The sequence below is a fragment of the Rhizobium sp. BK512 genome, assembly GCF_014194915.1.
Classification (GTDB): domain Bacteria; phylum Pseudomonadota; class Alphaproteobacteria; order Rhizobiales; family Rhizobiaceae; genus Rhizobium.
This window is the reverse complement of sequence record NZ_JACIAS010000002.1, coordinates 950,628-966,352: the sequence shown is the minus strand read 5'-3', so window position 1 is coordinate 966,352 and position 15,725 is coordinate 950,628. Positions and strand designations below refer to the sequence as shown.

The window sequence follows — 15,725 nt, the reverse complement described above, 5'->3', positions numbered from 1 at the left end:
TTGGTGATGACGCGTAGACATAGGCCATCGAAGTGGCAGGACGAATGAAAATCTTGACCTTTCGAACGCTCTTCACGCGGAAATGAAAACAAGCGCGCCGACAGGCACGCTTGTTGTTGTCGTGAAAGGCCAGACCGTCTTAGGCCGTCTGTTCGAAGTCTGTGGAGACCGCGAGCTGACGCCATTGAGCCAGTTCCTTCTCCACGTTGGCATGTTCCTCTTCGATCTTGGCGACCGTATCGCTGCCGAAAGGCATGCGCAGCGGCGGGTTGGCGGCGTTCACCATTTCGATAATGCCGGCGGTTAGCTTGGCCGGGTCGCCCGGCTGAGCGTGGTTGGCGTTCGCTGCAAAGTCGCGCATGTTGCCAGCTGGCGTACCGACATAATCGGGGATGGAAGCCGGGCTGATCGCCAGCGAATTGTCATGCAGGAAGTCCGTGCGGAAGAAGCCGGGCTCGATGATCGTGACCTTGATGCCGAACGGTTCGACCTCGGTCGCCAGCGATTCCGACAGGCCTTCGACGGCGAATTTCGTCGAGCCATACACGCCCCAGCCAGGAAAGCCGTAATAGCCGCCAATCGAGGAGAAGTTCAGGATATGGCCCGAGCGCTGGCGGCGCATATAGGGCAACACGGCGCGGGTAACCTTCAGGAGGCCGAAGACGTTGGTGGCATAGATCCTCTCGATCTCCTCTGCTGTTGCTTCCTCGACGGCGCCGAGCAGGCCGTAACCGGCATTGTTGGCGAGGATGTCGATGCGTCCGAAGCGGGCAACGGCAGCAGCGGCGGCCTCTTTGGCCTGGCCTTCATTGGTGACGTCGAGAGCGACGGCAAGCAGGTTCGGATGATCGCCGAACTGTTCGGTGATGGTCTTCGGGTTGCGGGCGGTGGCAACGACAGCGTCGCCGGCAGCAAGAGCGTCCTTGGTCATCAGCGCGCCAAAGCCACGCGATGCACCCGTGATAAACCAGACTTTCATGACAATTCCCTTTCCTGAGACTGTTTGTTTCAGCAGTGCGCTGCTGACGGAGAGGAATTTGACGCAAATCCGGCTCATGTATAAGATTTGTTATTTGAGAGACTATGATGAGTGGTATTCATTAATGAGGGCGACCGAACTTTCCGAAATGGCTGCCTTTGCCGCTGTCGCCAGGCACAAGAGTTTCCGCAAGGCGGGAGAGGAGAGGGGTGTCACCGCCTCCGCGATCAGCCACGCTGTCCTCAACCTGGAGGACCGCATCGGCATCCGGTTGCTGAACCGCACGACCCGCAGCGTCTCGCTGACGGAGGCCGGCGAACTGCTTCGCTCCCATCTCGATCCGGCCTTCGGCGAGATCAATTCCGCACTCGATGCGCTGAACCGTTTCCGCGATACCCCTTTCGGTCGCGTTCGTATCAATGTCGGGAATTCCATTGCTCCCTTCGTCGTCGGCCAGGTCATCGGGCCGCTCCTGATGAAGAATCCCAATCTACAGCTCGAGATCGCGGCGACTGACCGGCTGGTGGATATTGTCGAGGAAGGCTTCGATGCCGGCATTCGCTTCGGCGAGCGCGTTACGGAAGGCATGATCGCCGTACGCATCAAGCCGCGCATGCGCCTCGTCGTCGTCGGCTCTCCCGCCTATTTCGAAACACGGCAGAAGCCTGAGACGCCGCATGATCTGAAGCGCCATATCTGCATCCAGAACATGTTCCCCTCGGGCGCGCGTTACCCCTGGGACTTTGAAAGGGACGGCCAGGCCATCACTTTCCACCCGACCGGTCCGCTCTCGCTCGACGACCACGAATTGATGACGGCGGCAGCCTTGAGCGGCGTGGCGCTCGCCTATGTCTGGGAGGGCCGGGTGGCGCCGCTGATTGCAAGCGGCCAACTTATCCAGGTACTCGACGAATGGTGCCAGCCGGAGGAGCCGCTTTATCTCTACTATCCCAGCCGGCGGCATATTTCGGCGGGCTTCCGGACGGTGATAGACGCGATCCGCGGCGACTAAGGCAAATCGCGTAAAAGTGTGCCGTGGTTTTGTGCCAACCACATGCGTGGATACGAGGATCCAAAGCGTCGGAAGCGAAACTGTCGCGACATGCTTGGTGGTCAGAGTTTGGAGAATTCCAATCGGTAGACAACATCCTCTCCCGTGACAGGATCGGTGCCGGGTGCATCGCTGATGACGAGTATGTCGCCCTCCATATGCACCGGGCGGATAAGGGGCCGCTCCCATGTCGGATTCCAGGCGGCCTCCACGTGATGGATCACCTTGTCACCCTCCAGGGAATATTCGGCGGTATAGGCCAGCATCGTATCGAAGAGTGCGGCCTTTTCACTGTCGTTGGGCGCTTTGCCGTTGGGTTTCGGCCTGCGCCGGTTGGTAACGAAGGCCATCATCCGGCCGTCTGCGTGATAGGCGATATATCCGATGGGATCGGCACCCATGGCGTCGCTCACCTTCCCCGTCGCAACGACGGTTCGTGTCCACGAGATCATGCGCCACGTTCCGATAAGGGCGGCTTTATCCATGATTATCCCCTCCTTAAAGTAGTCTAGCACAACTAGAAATGCAGGCTATAAATCAGGAGCCTTTCCTGGTCACAATGTTCCAATCAGAGCAGGAAAAGCTTCCGGTGATCAGTCAAAACTCCCTTTTGACTCTCGGTGGCGAAGTGGTGAAGATGCGCCGCACGAAGGAAGAGCAGCGCCGGAGGGGCGAATGAGAAAGCCGGTTTTTTCCGCTGGCAATTGGTGGAAAGTGGAGTGTCGTCGAACAATGCTGTCGGCCTTAACGGCTGCGGTTCTAATTGCCTTTCCAGTGGCCGCGCAGGAAAAGTCGACGCGGGACATGCTGGCACAGACGCCTGCCTCGCATGAACAGGTCGAAAAACTGGTGTCTCGCTGGCAGGAGCATTTCAAGGGCGCCGTGAGTCTGCGCGACCGGCGCACCGCTTTTCGCGATTTCATGGAATCGCTGCCGGAGCCGACGCGCATCCAGATCCGGCATGTCGACGCCGATGGGGTCGATGCCGAACTTATCTGGCCGGCGCGCCTTCATCATCCGGTCGGCCGGCGCGTGATCCTTTTCATCCATGGCGGCGGCTTCTACGGTGGCTCCATCCGTAGCCACAGCCTGCTTGCAGGCTCGCTTGCCAAGGCTGCGTCAAGCGATGTGCTGCTTATCGATTACCGGCTGGCGCCGGAATATGGCTATCCAGCACAGGTCAATGACGCACTGACCGCCTATCGCTATCTGCTCGACAGCGGCTACAGCAACGGAAATATCGTGGTGATGGGCGATGGCGCCGGCGGCAATCTCGCGCTCGAGGCGGTGCTGCGGCAGATGCGTTCCCGCCAGCCGCTGCCGGCAGGCGTCGTGGCACTCAGCCCCATCACCGATCTGTCCGCCTCAGGTGCATCGGTCACAGCGAACGCCACCAACGATCCCATGCTGGACAAGCATGCGCTGGATGCGCTGCGCAAGGCCTATCTCGGCAACAATTCTCCGACCGATCCCGACATTTCTCCGCTCTATGCCAATCTCACCGGTTTTCCGCCCTTGCTGCTGCAGGTCGGCTCCGGCGAGCTGCTGCTCGACGATACGCTGCGGCTGGCCGACAAGGCGCAAAAGGCCGGCGTCGACGTGACGGCCGAGGTCTGGCCGGGAATGCCGCATCATTGGCAGCTTTTCCCTTCGGTGCTCGATGATGCCGACAAGGCCGGCCAGAGGATCGCCGAATTCGCGATTATGCATTTTGCAGACCCGCCCGCACAGTAATGGCCAATCCAGAGCGGCGCGATCTGAGCTTCTACGAGTGGTTCGAATTCAGCCCTTCTATCGGCCGGCCGATGGCGAGATTCTGACGGAGTTTGGGATCGAGCCGCTCGGCATAGGCATGATCGGGTGCGGCACCCAGCGCATCCAGCATCTTGGAGAAGAAGCAGCGTGCTGACGCTGCTGCGGTGACATCGAAGATCTCCGTGTCACTTAGCCCGTGCCGCTTCAGACCATCGATGTCCTGCTGCGTCACCGAGGTCGCATCGCGCGCCACCTTGGCGGCAAAATCCATGATTGCCCGCTCGACTGCATCAATGGGCGCTTTTTCGCTGCCGCCGGCGACTGCCGAAAGGCTGTCGTTGGTGAAGCCGTCGCGCAGCAGCACCGAACCATGCGCAAGCATGCAGTAGGACGATTTGAGTTCCCTGGCCGCCGCCAGCGTCACCAGCTCATAACGCCGCTGGCTCATATGGCCGCGAATACTGGCAAGCAGCGTCCCCCAATGCTCCATCACCTCTGGCCGGTGGCCGAAAGCCCGGTACATGTTCGGCAGATAGCCGTAGCTCGCTTCTGCCGAAGCGTACATCGAAGCCGTCTTCTCGCTGGCGGATGCATCGGGGGTATGAATGAAAGCCATGGCACGATCCTCCCTTGATCCATTGGGAGAATAGAGCGGCATCCTGCGACATCAATCTGCCGGCCGACCGCTTCTGCAAGACGGATACCTGACACCTTGCCCGGCCGCCTGGCTCTGCCGCTGGCGGTAGAATGGCAGGATATGGTGTTCCGTCAGCGGCGCCATATTGATCCCGCCCGCTTCCGACGGCGATATCCAGCGGACCTCCTCGATCTCCGCCGTTGCTTTGATATCGGCATCCTTCACATGCACCAGGAAGACTTCGGCGACGACGAGATGATCCGGCTCGTTTGCCGCCGGCGCCTGAAATTGGCCCAGGAATTCGAGTTCGGCAGCTGTTGCGGTGACGCCGATTTCTTCTGACAGCTCTCGAGACAGGGCCTGCTCTGGCGTCTCTCCCGGCTCGATCTTGCCGCCCGGCTGCATGAAGGCCGCCGTGCCGCGCTTGCGCACCAGAAGCGTGTCGCCATTGCTCCGCAATAACAGCGCAGCCGATATTCTGATCGTCTTCATCATGTGGAAATCTGACCGGATTCGCTGCCGTGATTCAACTGTCGTGTCCGGATAGGGCATTTGTCAAAACCTGCCTGACCACTTATATCAGCGGCTCAGAGACAGGAAGTGGATGTAACAATGTTTCAACCGGCGTCGATCGAAGTGGAAAACAAGGCCGAGTTCTACCGCGAGCTTGCCCAGCAGCTGCAGGGACTGCTCGAAGGCGAGCCGGACATGATCGCCAACGCCGCCAACACGTCGGCCCTGATGTACCAGATGATGCCCGATCTCAACTGGGCGGGCTTCTATCTGCTTAAGGATCAGGAGCTCGTCCTTGGACCGTTCCAGGGCAAGCCGGCCTGTGTGCGCATCCCTGTCGGCCGTGGCGTATGCGGCACGGCAGTCAAGGAGCGCGCCTCGATCCTCGTGGCAGATGTCCATGCATTTCCTGGCCATATCGCCTGCGACGCGGCATCCCGATCCGAACTCGTCGTCCCGATCCGAAATGGCGAAGAGATCGTCGGCGTTATCGATCTGGACAGCCCGCTTCCCGCCCGCTTCGATGCCGACGACCAGGCCGGGATCGAACGTCTGGCCGAAATCTTCGCTGGGGCAACCCGTTTCTGAGGGCGGCGGCGTGGCGTCGATCCGTCGCTACGCTTAAACTGTCAGCGAAGCCAATAGCGACGGATTAATCGAGCGCCGGGAACGCGAAACGTCCGGCAAGCATCGCCAGAGGCAAGATCGCAGCCGAGAAAAGCAGCACGATATTGTGCCAGCGCGAGTACCACGGAAAAGCAGTGTCGCTCGGGAGCGAGTACGCTACACGATAGCCGAGGATCGCGCCGAACGAATGCCAGGCAAGCACAATAAGCGAGCCGTAAGCGCCCGGGATCGAAAGCGTGATGAAGAGCCGGATCAAACCAGCCGTAACCGAAACCCCACCGACGAAATAGGCGATCGCCATCAGGCCGCGTCCGAGATAAGCCATCACGACGTCAGGACCGAATAGCAAGCCGATAACGGCGGCGCACACGGGGCGGCGCACACGGAATGCTTCGAAAACCTTCATGAAAATCCCGGTTTCAGAGGCTGACTTGTAGCAAGTTGTATCCGATGCCGTGAAAAACGCCAGCCGCCTCCTTGCCGCGGCCAGAGGATGAAAGTCGGATGGTCGATCGCAGCATGCTGCGCAAATGACGAAATCTTGATCGGCGGCGGCGTTCTCGGAAAGCCGGACTGGCCTATTTCCTTAGCCGACACCGACATGCACTGCGTCCGGTGTCACCGATTATCGGTTTGGGGGTAGATCAAAATGTCCCAATTTCGAAAACTGCTGATCATAGGATCAGCTGTCATCGTGGCGGTCATTACTTCGTCCTGTGCGACAAGCTCGGATAGTTCGATACAGACCGGCTCTGTTGGCTATGGGTCGCAAAGCACCGACTTTGGGCTCCGGCCGGCCTGCCTCGGCGGATTTGGCAACGATCGCCCTTGCAGTTACTAGCGTGAGGCGCGGTTCTGCTCCGCAGGCCCGAACAGGGTACGGACAAAAGTGATGCAATAGGACGCAGGACTTTGTGACTGCGAGGCCTCGCATATTATTGACAATAAGATAGGTTACGCGAAATCAGCCATTGCCTGATTGTACGAAGCCGACCGCAATTTTGGGGCGGCAGATTTTATAAGTTTTGGGAGATATCTGATGGAATATCGTCGTTTGGGAAAGTCGGGTCTGAAAGTGAGCGAGTTCTCCTTCGGATCGTGGGTCACTTTCGGCAAGCAGGTCAACGGCGGCGACGCTGTCGAACTCATGAAGCTCGCCTATGACAGCGGGATCAATTTCTTCGATAATGCCGAGGGTTACGAGAGCGGCAAATCCGAAATCGTCATGGGCGAGGCGCTGAAATCGCTCGCCTGGAGCCGCGACAGTTATGTCGTCTCGAGCAAGGTCTTCTGGGGTGGTCAGAAGCCGACGCAGCGTGGCCTGTCGCGCAAGCATGTGACGGACGCCTGCCACGCGGCGCTCAAGCGTCTTCAGGTCGACTATCTCGACCTCTACTTCTGCCACCGCCCGGATATTGACACTCCGATCGAAGAAACGGTCCGCGCGATGCACGATCTCGTTGCCCAGGGCAAGGTGCTCTACTGGGGAACGTCGGAATGGTCTGCCCAGCAACTGACGGAAGCCTACGCTGTCGCCCGTGACCTGCGCATCACACCGCCGACTATGGAGCAGCCGCAGTACAACATCTTCGAACGTCAGAAGGTCGAAGCAGATTACCTTCCGCTCTACGACCTGATTGGCCTCGGCACCACCATCTGGTCACCGCTCGCTTCCGGCGTGCTCACCGGAAAATACAATGACGGCGTACCGGCCGACAGCCGCATGAACCTGCCGGGCTACGAATGGCTGAAGGAAAAATGGTCCACCGACGCTGGTCGCGCCCAGCTGGAACAGGTGCGGCAGCTTGCCAGGCTCTCGAACGAGATCGGGCTGTCGATCACCCATCTCGCCCTTCTTTGGTGCCTCGCCAACAAGAACGTCTCGACCGTCATCCTCGGCGCCTCGCGCGCAAGCCAGCTGCAGGACAATCTCGCCGCTCTCTCGCACAAGAGCAAGCTGACGTCTGATGTGCTGGAGCGGATCGACAGCATCGTCGGAAACAAACCGGAAGCACCGCGTCGCTTCTAGACAGGGCCAAAGCCAGATCGGCTATCTTTGCCCTTGTCTTTATTCCAATGCGAAATGGCCGGACCTTTTTGGTTCGGCCATTTCATTTTACTGCGCTTCATTGACCGCTCATCGGAGCGGCGAGCCGATCGCTGTATCTGTCACAGGCTTATAGTCACCGTCGTTCCTGTCGGATTGCCTTCGAGAGTCACACTCCCGCGGTGACGGGTCACGATCTGCTTGACGATGCTCAATCCGAGGCCGGCGCCCGTGCTCCGTGGTGTGACCCTATAGAATGGTTCGAACACGAGGTTTCGGTGCGCCGCTGGAATGCCGGGACCCTCGTCCGAGACCGAGATTCCTCCGCGTTCGAACACGCGAATCGATATCGTGCCGGTATTTCCGCCATGGTCGATCGCATTGCGCACAAGGTTGCCTATGGCGCGTGACATCGCCGACGGACTTACCAGGCGATAAAGCTCGTCGACCTCACTGTCGAACGAGATCTCATATCCATTTCTTATGGCAATCGGGGCTTGGTCGGCAACGACGTTCCTGGCGACTTCCACAAGGTCGACCTGTTCAAAGAGATCCGGAGACTGCTCGCTCCGTTCGAAGTCGAGCAATTGCTCCGCCGTCTCCCGCAGACGCCCGATGTCATCCATCATGATGTCGCGGGTGCTTCCCTCTAGGGTCGTATCGATACGCGTCTGCATGACGGCAATCGGCGTGCGGAGCTCGTGCGCGGCGTCGATCAGAAAACGTTCCCTCGCTGCGAACTGCTGCTCGAGCCGCTCCAGAACGGAATTGAATGCGTGGATAAGCGGAACGACTTCGCTCGGAACCCGATCCACTGGAAGCCGTGATCCCGGCTGGCGCGGGTCGATCTCCGGCGCTTTCCGAACGACGTCGCTCAACCCTGAGAGCGAACGCCTGACCAGTCGCGGCACCGCGAAGAAGAGGGCGGGTAGGGTAACTGCAAGCAGGGGCACGTAAATCTTGTACGTACCGCCAAGCATCGTGAGGAATATCGACTCGTTTCCGTTACGGCCGCCATAAAGTACCCGGACCTCGGTCGTGTTGATCTCGATGTCGTCGACTGAAGCCGGTACAGGGGCGTTTGCCCCCGTGCCACGAATGTCGGCGTCCTTGATTAGCGACACGAACTTGGTCAGCTGTATGTACGCAGCTGGAATATTCCCATATGCCACCGCCGTTCCGTCCGGGGCTGCCGCGTAGAAAAAGAGATTGGGAGTATCATTTTTCAACGCTCGGAGCTGTTCGCTGTCTTCGATGCGAAGCCCTCGTCCGGGTTCGTAGCTCAAGGACCCTTCCAGGGCGTTCAGAAGCCGGTGCTCCATGCTGACGTTCGGAGAAAGGATCATCGCCCCGTAGATACAAAGGCCAACGATCACAGATGCGGTAGTGCCGACAAATAGTAGGCTGAGCTGCCAGTTTAGTCTCCACCACAGCGACGTATTCGGAGATCGCATCAATGTTCCTTCAGCAGGTATCCGACCCCGCGGATGTTGTGGATGGACACGCCGGCGTCCGCGTCAGCGAGGCGTTTTCTCAGTCGTGACACATGCGCATCCAGCGCGTTGGACTGGATCGTCTCTTCGTAATTGTAGATTTCGGTTTCCAGCGCCGATCTGAGGACGGTCCTGCCCTTTCGCTTTGCAAGGGTAACGAGCACCATCAGCTCTCGACGAGGCAGGTCGAGCTGCAGTTCGCCGACCATGACGTCCATCCGGATCGGATCCACGGTCATCCGTCCTGCGACTATGGACGGCTCGGCCAGGGCGGACGGGCGTCGCAATACCGCCCGCAGCCGAGCGAAAAGCTCCTCCATCAGAAACGGCTTGCCCAGATAGTCATCGGCACCGAGGTCCAGGCCCGCGACCCGTTCCTTCGGTTCATTTCTGGCAGTCAGCACGATGACCGGCGTCACGACGCCTGAGCTTCGTAGCCAGGGAATGAATGTGATGCCGTCGCCGTCCGGCAGGCGTCTGTCGAGCACGATCGCATCGTAGGTCTGTTGTCGAGCCAGTTCGATTGCGTCCTCAAGAAGAGCAGTGTGGTCGACCGCGATGCCCTTCTTGCCGAGAGACGCCGTAACCGTTTCCGCCAGCCTGGTCTCGTCTTCGACCAATAGGATTTTCATGTCTCGCCCACCTTTCCGATCCTATGTTCACGACGACCATTGCGACAGGATTACGGCGTGAGCGTTCGAATGAGGGAAGTCACGGCCGTGGCGAGCTGGATAGAGCGGATCGCACGAGAGGTTGCCGACCGCTTCTAAACAAAAAAACTCCAGGCGCGTGGCGCCTGGAGCTTTATTGATCGTTCTGCTCTGAAGGAAATCGGATCTCTGTCCGACCTGACCAGTTTGGCGGCCAGCTAGATCTGAATTTCCCGAAGGGGTCAGCTGCAGCCGCTGGTGGCGCCGCAAGTATCGCACTTCTCACAGGTGCCGTTGCGCACCATGGTGAAGTTCTGGCACTCGGAGCACATGTTGCCCGTATAGCCCTGCATGATCGAGCGGGCGCGGCGCTCGGCTTCCATCTTCTTGGCTTCCGTCTTGGCGGTTGCAGCATCGGCTGCGGCCTTGTCGGAGAAGAGGGCGGTTGCTTCGCTGCCGGCTTCTTCGACCACTTCTTCGGCGATCTCTTCCGCCAATTCCTTGGCCCGCTCTTCATAGTCGCGTTTGAAGGCGACGATTTCGGAGGTGGAGATGGCGACAGTCGGCTCCAGCTTGCGGGCTGCGGCACCTGCAAAGGAGGTTACCGAACCGCTCGAGGAGGCGCGGGCAGGGGCTGCCGTTGCCGCACCCTTGGGTTCGCCGAGCTGACGGTCGCTTCCGGTGTTGGAGACCAGCGTCGGCTTGTAGCCGCGCGTCCAGCCGGTCGAGACGAGGTTCGTCTTGCCTTCCTGGATGCCCTTGCCGAGTGCCGTGTTGGAGAAGTCGGACGTATCCACATGGGCCAGATCGTGACGGCCGAGGTAGGAGACGGCGAGTTCGCGGAACACGTAGTCGAGGATCGACGTGGCGTTCTTGATCGCGTCATTGCCGATGACGATGCCGGCCGGCTCGAACTTGGTGAAGGTGAAGGCCTCCACATATTCTTCCAGCGGCACGCCGTATTGCAGCCCGAGCGAGATGGCGATGGCGAAGTTGTTCATCATCGCGCGGAAGGCAGCACCTTCCTTGTGCATGTCGATGAAGATTTCGCCGAGGCGACCGTCACCGAATTCGCCGGTGCGGAGATAAACCTTGTGACCGCCGACGGCAGCCTTCTGGGTGTAACCCTGACGGCGGTTCGGCAGCTTCTCGCGTTCTCGGGAAACACGCTCGATCACCTTCTCGATGATCTTTTCGGTGACCGTCACGGCCTGGGCGGCAAGCGGCTGCTGGATCAGATCCTCAAGCGCATCTTCGTCGCTCTCGTCCTCGATCAGGGAGGCGTTGAGCGGCTGCGACAGCTTGGAGCCGTCACGGTAGAGGGCGTTTGCCTTCAGGCCGAGCTTCCAGGACATCATATAGGCGTTCTTGCAATCGTCGACCGTTGCCTCGTTCGGCATGTTGATCGTCTTGGAGATCGCACCCGAGATGAAGGGCTGGGCAGCCGCCATCATGCGGATATGGCTTTCGACCGAGAGGTAACGCTTGCCGATCTTGCCGCACGGATTGGCGCAATCGAAGACCGGCAGATGCTCCTTCTTGAGGAAGGGCGCGCCTTCAAGCGTCATCGCACCGCAGACGTGGATATTGGCAGCCTCGATATCCTTCTTCGAGAAGCCGATATGCTCGAGCAGGCTGAAGCTCATGTCGCTGAGCTGTTCGTCGGAAACCTTCAGCGTGGTCTTCAGGAAGTCGGCTCCGAGCGTCCACTGGTTGAAGACGAACTTGATGTCGAAGGCGCTCTTCAGAGCGGCGTTGACGGCTTCCACCTTCTCGTCGGTGAAGCCCTTGGCCTTCAGCGTCGAGGGGTTTATGGCCGGTGCCTGGTTCAGGTTGCCGTGGCCGACAGCGTAGGCTTCGATCTCGGCGATCTGGCTTTCGGAATAGCCGAGGGTGCGCAGCGCATCCGGAACGGCGCGGTTGATGATCTTGAAGTAGCCGCCGCCGGCGAGCTTCTTGAACTTTACGAGTGCGAAATCAGGCTCGATGCCGGTGGTGTCGCAATCCATGACGAGGCCGATCGTGCCGGTCGGTGCGATGACCGAAACCTGCGCGTTGCGGTAGCCGTGCTTTTCGCCGAGTTCCAGCGCCTTGTCCCAGGCGGACATGGCATGGGCTGCGAGATCCTGGTCCGGGTTTTCCGAATGGATCAGCGCGACCGGGTTGACCGAGAGCGCTTCGTAGCCGGCGTTTTCGCCATGAGCGGCACGGCGATGGTTGCGGATGACGCGCAGCATGTGCTCGCGGTTCGGCTCGTAATTCGGGAACGGGCCGAGTTCGGCAGCCATTTCGGCCGAGGTCGCGTAGCAGATACCGGTCATGATCGCCGTCAGCGAGCCGGCAATGGCGCGGCCTTCGGCGCTGTCATAGGGGATGCCCGTCGACATCAGCAGGCCGCCGATATTGGCGTAGCCGAGGCCGAGCGTGCGGTATTCGTAGGAGAGTTCGGCAATGCGCTTCGACGGGAACTGCGCCATCATGACCGAGACTTCGAGCACGACCGTCCACAGGCGAACGGCGTGTTCGTAGTCGCCGATATTGATGCGCTTGGTGGCCTTGTCCTTGAACTGTAAGAGGTTTAGCGAAGCAAGGTTGCAGGCCGTGTCGTCGAGGAACATATATTCCGAGCACGGGTTCGAGCCGCGGATCGGGCCGCCGGCCGGCGATGTGTGCCAGTCGTTCATCGTCGTGTTGAAGTGGATGCCCGGATCGGCCGATGCCCAGGCGGCGTAGGAAATCGTTTCCCAGAGGTCGCGGGCCTTCAGCGTCTTCATCACGCGGCCGTCCTTGCGGGCGGTCAGGTTCCAGTCGCCATCTTCCTCGACGGCGCGCAGGAAGTTGTCCTTGATCGAAACCGAGTTGTTGGAGTTCTGGCCGGAAACGGTGAGATAGGCTTCCGAATCCCAGTCCGTGTCGTAGGTCTTGAACTCCATGTCCTTGTAGCCCTGGCGGGCGAACTGGATGACGCGCTGGACGTAGTTTTCCGGAACCTGGGACTTCTTGGCGTCGCGGATTTCGCGCTTAAGAGCCGGGTTCTTCGCCGGGTCGAAGCAATCGCCATTATCGGCTTCGCAATTGACGCAGGCCTTCATGATCGCCTTCAGATGCTTGGCGACGACCTTGGAGCCGGTCACGAGAGCGGCAACCTTCTGCTCTTCCTTGACCTTCCAGTTGATATATTCCTCGATGTCAGGATGGTCGATATCGACGACGACCATCTTGGCCGCACGACGCGTCGTACCACCAGACTTGATGGCGCCGGCTGCGCGGTCGCCGATCTTCAGGAAGCTCATCAGGCCGGAGGAGCGGCCGCCGCCGGAAAGCTTTTCGCCTTCGCCGCGCAGCATCGAGAAGTTGGAGCCGGTGCCGGAGCCATACTTGAACAGGCGGGCTTCGCGAACCCAGAGGTCCATGATGCCGCCTTCGTTGACGAGGTCGTCTTCAACGGATTGGATGAAGCAGGCATGCGGCTGCGGATGTTCGTAAGCCGACTTGGACTTGGTGATCTTGCCGGTGAAGGGGTCGACATAGAAGTGACCCTGGCCGGGGCCGTCGATGCCGTAGGCCCAGTGCAGGCCGGTGTTGAACCACTGCGGGGAGTTCGGAGCAACGCGCTGCGTGGCGAGCATATAGGCAAGCTCGTCCTTGAACGCTGCCGCATCTTCTTCCGAAGAGAAATAGCCGCCCTTCCAGCCCCAATAGGTCCAGGTGCCGGCGAGACGATCGAAGACCTGGCGGGCGTCGGTTTCCGAGCCGGTCTGTTCGTCCTTCGGCAGGCCCTTCAGCGCCGCGTCGTCGGCTACGGAGCGCCACAGGAAAGAGGGGACGTCATTTTCTTCCACCTTCTTCAGGCGGGCGGGGACGCCGGCCTTGCGGAAATACTTCTGCGCCAGAACGTCGGTGGCGACCTGGGAGAACTGCGCGGGAACGTCGATGTTTTCGAGGCGGAAGACGATCGACCCATCCGGGTTCTTGATCTCACTCGTCGCCTTGCGGAATTCGATATCCGCATAGGCGCCTTGACCAGCCTTCGTAAACCGACGTTCGATGTGCATTTTCTCTACCTCGTGTTGGCACCCGAAAGGGCGCAAAATTCCCACCCGGCTCCACGTGTCGCTTCGTGTGGCCAGTCTTGTTCCATCTTGTGACAGGATTGTCATCCGGAGATGCTTGTCCTGTATCTTGTGGTGAGGCTGGCTGCAAACACTAAATATAGTGTTAACAGCTTATTTTTACCAGTCCCCCATGTCGCTTTCTGGAGGCTGGAAAACGGCGCAAAAATCCTCAGGGGTGTTACCGTTCTCGACGGTGCAACACCCTGATTATGCGTCCAATTTTCCTTGGGAGAACCGGGCTCGTTACCTCCGGTTCAGTCGCCGCCGCAACATCTGGAACATTAACTTTGAATCAGCTGATTCCGTCAAGGGGTGGAACGTAACCGAATGCTAACCACAACATCTTGTGGATGCACCTGTGGAGACTGGGGAAAGTCGGGTAAGCCTGAAAATACAAGGGCTTGCAACGAGGCTCGGGCAAACGAAAGGACGAAAAGGCAAAAAAATCGACTGCGGCAAAAGTTAGGATGGCTTTTGCAACGTAAATGCGCATTCCGATTCGTTCAGGGAAATCAGGACTTTCTAGAGCGCATCGATGGCAATCGTGACGGTCGCTGTGCCGATCAGCTCGCCCTTTTCGTCGGTGACGACGAAGCTTGCCTGAGTCTCCAGAAGCTGGGTCGACTCGTCGCGCTCCGCCCCGCCGATATAGATGTCACGCGAAGCGACGGCGAAGGTTTTCAGAAACTTGTCCTCGTCGCCCTGCCAGTAATCGGTCGTAACGGTACTCTGGCCGACATTGAGACCGTGGTTGTCGGTGACGAAGAATTCCAGGATCGTCCCCTGAGAATCGTCCTGCTTTGTCCTGAGGTATTGCGAGACGGATTTCGCCATCAGCGTCTTGGCCATCTGGAGGTCGCCCTGCGCGACCTCAGCCCGGTAGGTCTCGTCCAGGACCCGCATATCCATCTCGCTGACATCGCCGAGTTTGGCATTCTGCTCCTGGATCGCCTTTACGACGACAGGGGCCTCCGCCATCGGCCGGACGAGGGTCTCGACATATTCGCGCACGACGCCGACATAAGCCGGCTCCGCCCCGGCCGGCTTGTTGGAAGTGAGGCAGCCGATCAGCCCGAAAGCCACTGCCGTTCGAATCTTGCCCCAGCAAGCCATTGCACGCCCCAACCGCATCCCGTCATACTCTTAGCCCGGCCGCTACGACCGTTAGTTGCCTGAGGTTATGCTAATGAAATAAAACGGACGTTACCGAACTGGTGCGGAAATTCACCATCGGCGAGACCAAGATTGGAACAATTTTCAGTTGTATGATCAAGGACTGCTCGCCGTCAGCCGCGAGCGCCCTTGGCAATCGGCTCCTGATAGGTGAAGCCCATGTCCCAGGGGAAGTAGATCCAGGTATCCTGGCTGACTTCGGTAATGAAGGTATCGACGGTCGGTACGCCCTTCGGCTTGGCGTAGACGCAGGCGAAATGCGCCTTCGGCAGCATCGCGCGCACCTGGGCGGCGGTCTTGCCGGTATCGGTGAGATCGTCGACGACAAGCACGCCTTCGCCGCCATTTTCTGTGAGCTCCGGTGCAATGCCCTTCAGCAGCACCATGTCGCCCTGATTGACGTAATCATGATAGGAGGCGATGCAGACGGTTTCGATGAGGCGGATGTTCAATTCGCGTGAAATGATCGCCGCTGGAACGAGGCCGCCGCGGGTGATGCAGACGATCGCCTTGAACTCCTGGCCGAGGCCGGCGAGCCGCCAGGCAAGCGCACGCGCATCGCGGTGGAACTGATCCCAGGAAACAGGGAAGGCTTTATCGGGAAGGGACATCGGGCTACTCCGCGGCATGAAGAAACGACACGCCGTTTGCCGGCGACCGAGGAACATCGGCTGGCAAAACGCAA

15 protein-coding genes are annotated in these 15,725 nt (G+C 59.4%); 5 read left to right on the top strand and 10 right to left on the bottom strand.

What is annotated here, in order from left to right; genetic code table 11:
• Positions 1-139: 139 nt before the first annotated feature.
• Complete coding sequence (locus FHX06_RS10735; protein WP_113203021.1) at positions 140-979, bottom strand: oxidoreductase; 840 nt, start codon at positions 977-979, stop codon at positions 140-142.
• Between the two features lie 124 nt (positions 980-1,103).
• On the opposite strand from FHX06_RS10735, the gene FHX06_RS10730 reads away from it, so the two are divergent.
• Positions 1,104-1,991 (top strand): LysR family transcriptional regulator, encoded by an 888-nt coding sequence (locus FHX06_RS10730; RefSeq protein ID WP_112545201.1) that lies wholly within the window; start codon positions 1,104-1,106, stop codon positions 1,989-1,991.
• A 101-nt stretch (positions 1,992-2,092) separates the two neighbouring features.
• Here the strand turns inward: FHX06_RS10730 and FHX06_RS10725 are convergent, their stop codons facing one another.
• A complete protein-coding gene (locus FHX06_RS10725) occupies positions 2,093-2,515 on the bottom strand; it encodes a lipocalin-like domain-containing protein (RefSeq protein WP_018115487.1) in 423 nt (140 codons plus the stop codon).
• Positions 2,516-2,834: 319 nt separating this feature from the next.
• Here FHX06_RS10725 and FHX06_RS10720 point away from each other — a divergent pair, with 319 nt between their 5' ends.
• Positions 2,835-3,764: an alpha/beta hydrolase gene (locus tag FHX06_RS10720; protein ID WP_246715531.1), complete on the top strand. Its 930-nt coding sequence runs from the start codon at positions 2,835-2,837 to the stop codon at positions 3,762-3,764.
• Between the two features lie 31 nt (positions 3,765-3,795).
• Here the strand turns inward: FHX06_RS10720 and FHX06_RS10715 are convergent, their stop codons facing one another.
• Both FHX06_RS10715 and FHX06_RS10710 read right to left on the bottom strand, forming a co-directional pair.
• Positions 3,796-4,401, bottom strand: a complete 606-nt coding sequence (locus tag FHX06_RS10715; RefSeq protein ID WP_018115484.1) for a carboxymuconolactone decarboxylase family protein — start codon at positions 4,399-4,401, stop codon at positions 3,796-3,798.
• Positions 4,402-4,452: 51 nt separating this feature from the next.
• Positions 4,453-4,917: an NUDIX hydrolase gene (locus FHX06_RS10710; RefSeq protein WP_183879148.1), complete on the bottom strand. Its 465-nt coding sequence runs from the start codon at positions 4,915-4,917 to the stop codon at positions 4,453-4,455.
• 117 nt (positions 4,918-5,034) lie between these two features.
• On the opposite strand from FHX06_RS10710, the gene FHX06_RS10705 reads away from it, so the two are divergent.
• A complete protein-coding gene (locus FHX06_RS10705; RefSeq protein ID WP_112968629.1) occupies positions 5,035-5,523 on the top strand; it encodes a GAF domain-containing protein in 489 nt (162 codons plus the stop codon).
• Positions 5,524-5,587: 64 nt separating this feature from the next.
• On the opposite strand, the gene FHX06_RS10700 is transcribed toward FHX06_RS10705, so the two are convergent.
• A complete protein-coding gene (locus tag FHX06_RS10700; RefSeq protein ID WP_183879146.1) occupies positions 5,588-5,968 on the bottom strand; it encodes a hypothetical protein in 381 nt (126 codons plus the stop codon).
• Between the two features lie 243 nt (positions 5,969-6,211).
• Here FHX06_RS10700 and FHX06_RS35560 point away from each other — a divergent pair, with 243 nt between their 5' ends.
• Positions 6,212-6,403, top strand: a complete 192-nt coding sequence (locus tag FHX06_RS35560; RefSeq protein WP_112545198.1) for a hypothetical protein — start codon at positions 6,212-6,214, stop codon at positions 6,401-6,403.
• A 198-nt stretch (positions 6,404-6,601) separates the two neighbouring features.
• On the top strand, positions 6,602-7,591 hold the full coding sequence (locus tag FHX06_RS10695) for a potassium channel beta subunit family protein (RefSeq protein WP_183879144.1): 990 nt from the start codon (positions 6,602-6,604) through the stop codon (positions 7,589-7,591).
• 140 nt (positions 7,592-7,731) lie between these two features.
• Here the strand turns inward: FHX06_RS10695 and FHX06_RS10690 are convergent, their stop codons facing one another.
• The 5 genes from FHX06_RS10690 to gpt form a co-directional block, all read right to left on the bottom strand.
• Entirely contained in the window at positions 7,732-9,063 is a 1,332-nt protein-coding gene (locus FHX06_RS10690; protein WP_183879142.1) for a sensor histidine kinase, read from the bottom strand.
• Positions 9,063-9,734 (bottom strand): response regulator transcription factor, encoded by a 672-nt coding sequence (locus FHX06_RS10685; protein ID WP_183879140.1) that lies wholly within the window; start codon positions 9,732-9,734, stop codon positions 9,063-9,065. The genes FHX06_RS10690 and FHX06_RS10685 overlap by 1 nt, the downstream gene beginning before the upstream one ends.
• A gap of 260 nt (positions 9,735-9,994) precedes the next feature.
• The gene (locus FHX06_RS10680; RefSeq protein ID WP_183879138.1) at positions 9,995-13,807 is read right to left on the bottom strand and encodes a vitamin B12-dependent ribonucleotide reductase; all 3,813 of its coding nucleotides are present in this window, start codon (positions 13,805-13,807) and stop codon (positions 9,995-9,997) included.
• A 582-nt stretch (positions 13,808-14,389) separates the two neighbouring features.
• A complete protein-coding gene (locus FHX06_RS10675) occupies positions 14,390-14,980 on the bottom strand; it encodes a hypothetical protein (protein WP_183879137.1) in 591 nt (196 codons plus the stop codon).
• Positions 14,981-15,153: 173 nt separating this feature from the next.
• Entirely contained in the window at positions 15,154-15,651 is a 498-nt protein-coding gene (gpt, locus tag FHX06_RS10670; protein WP_018115475.1) for a xanthine phosphoribosyltransferase, read from the bottom strand.
• Between the last annotated feature and the right edge of the window lie 74 nt (positions 15,652-15,725).

What these genes read in the sequence shown, in the direction of transcription:
- FHX06_RS10735 (WP_113203021.1), bottom strand. Translation starts at nt 979, where the DNA reads ATGAAAGTCTGGTTTATCACGGGTGCATCGCGTGGCTTTGGCGCGCTG.
- FHX06_RS10730 (WP_112545201.1), top strand. Translation starts at nt 1,104, where the DNA reads ATGAGGGCGACCGAACTTTCCGAAATGGCTGCCTTTGCCGCTGTCGCC.
- FHX06_RS10725 (WP_018115487.1), bottom strand. Translation starts at nt 2,515, where the DNA reads ATGGATAAAGCCGCCCTTATCGGAACGTGGCGCATGATCTCGTGGACA.
- FHX06_RS10720 (WP_246715531.1), top strand. Translation starts at nt 2,835, where the DNA reads ATGCTGGCACAGACGCCTGCCTCGCATGAACAGGTCGAAAAACTGGTG.
- FHX06_RS10715 (WP_018115484.1), bottom strand. Translation starts at nt 4,401, where the DNA reads ATGGCTTTCATTCATACCCCCGATGCATCCGCCAGCGAGAAGACGGCT.
- FHX06_RS10710 (WP_183879148.1), bottom strand. Translation starts at nt 4,917, where the DNA reads ATGATGAAGACGATCAGAATATCGGCTGCGCTGTTATTGCGGAGCAAT.
- FHX06_RS10705 (WP_112968629.1), top strand. Translation starts at nt 5,035, where the DNA reads ATGTTTCAACCGGCGTCGATCGAAGTGGAAAACAAGGCCGAGTTCTAC.
- FHX06_RS10700 (WP_183879146.1), bottom strand. Translation starts at nt 5,968, where the DNA reads ATGAAGGTTTTCGAAGCATTCCGTGTGCGCCGCCCCGTGTGCGCCGCC.
- FHX06_RS35560 (WP_112545198.1), top strand. Translation starts at nt 6,212, where the DNA reads ATGTCCCAATTTCGAAAACTGCTGATCATAGGATCAGCTGTCATCGTG.
- FHX06_RS10695 (WP_183879144.1), top strand. Translation starts at nt 6,602, where the DNA reads ATGGAATATCGTCGTTTGGGAAAGTCGGGTCTGAAAGTGAGCGAGTTC.
- FHX06_RS10690 (WP_183879142.1), bottom strand. Translation starts at nt 9,063, where the DNA reads ATGCGATCTCCGAATACGTCGCTGTGGTGGAGACTAAACTGGCAGCTC.
- FHX06_RS10685 (WP_183879140.1), bottom strand. Translation starts at nt 9,734, where the DNA reads ATGAAAATCCTATTGGTCGAAGACGAGACCAGGCTGGCGGAAACGGTT.
- FHX06_RS10680 (WP_183879138.1), bottom strand. Translation starts at nt 13,807, where the DNA reads ATGCACATCGAACGTCGGTTTACGAAGGCTGGTCAAGGCGCCTATGCG.
- FHX06_RS10675 (WP_183879137.1), bottom strand. Translation starts at nt 14,980, where the DNA reads ATGGCTTGCTGGGGCAAGATTCGAACGGCAGTGGCTTTCGGGCTGATC.
- gpt (WP_018115475.1), bottom strand. Translation starts at nt 15,651, where the DNA reads ATGTCCCTTCCCGATAAAGCCTTCCCTGTTTCCTGGGATCAGTTCCAC.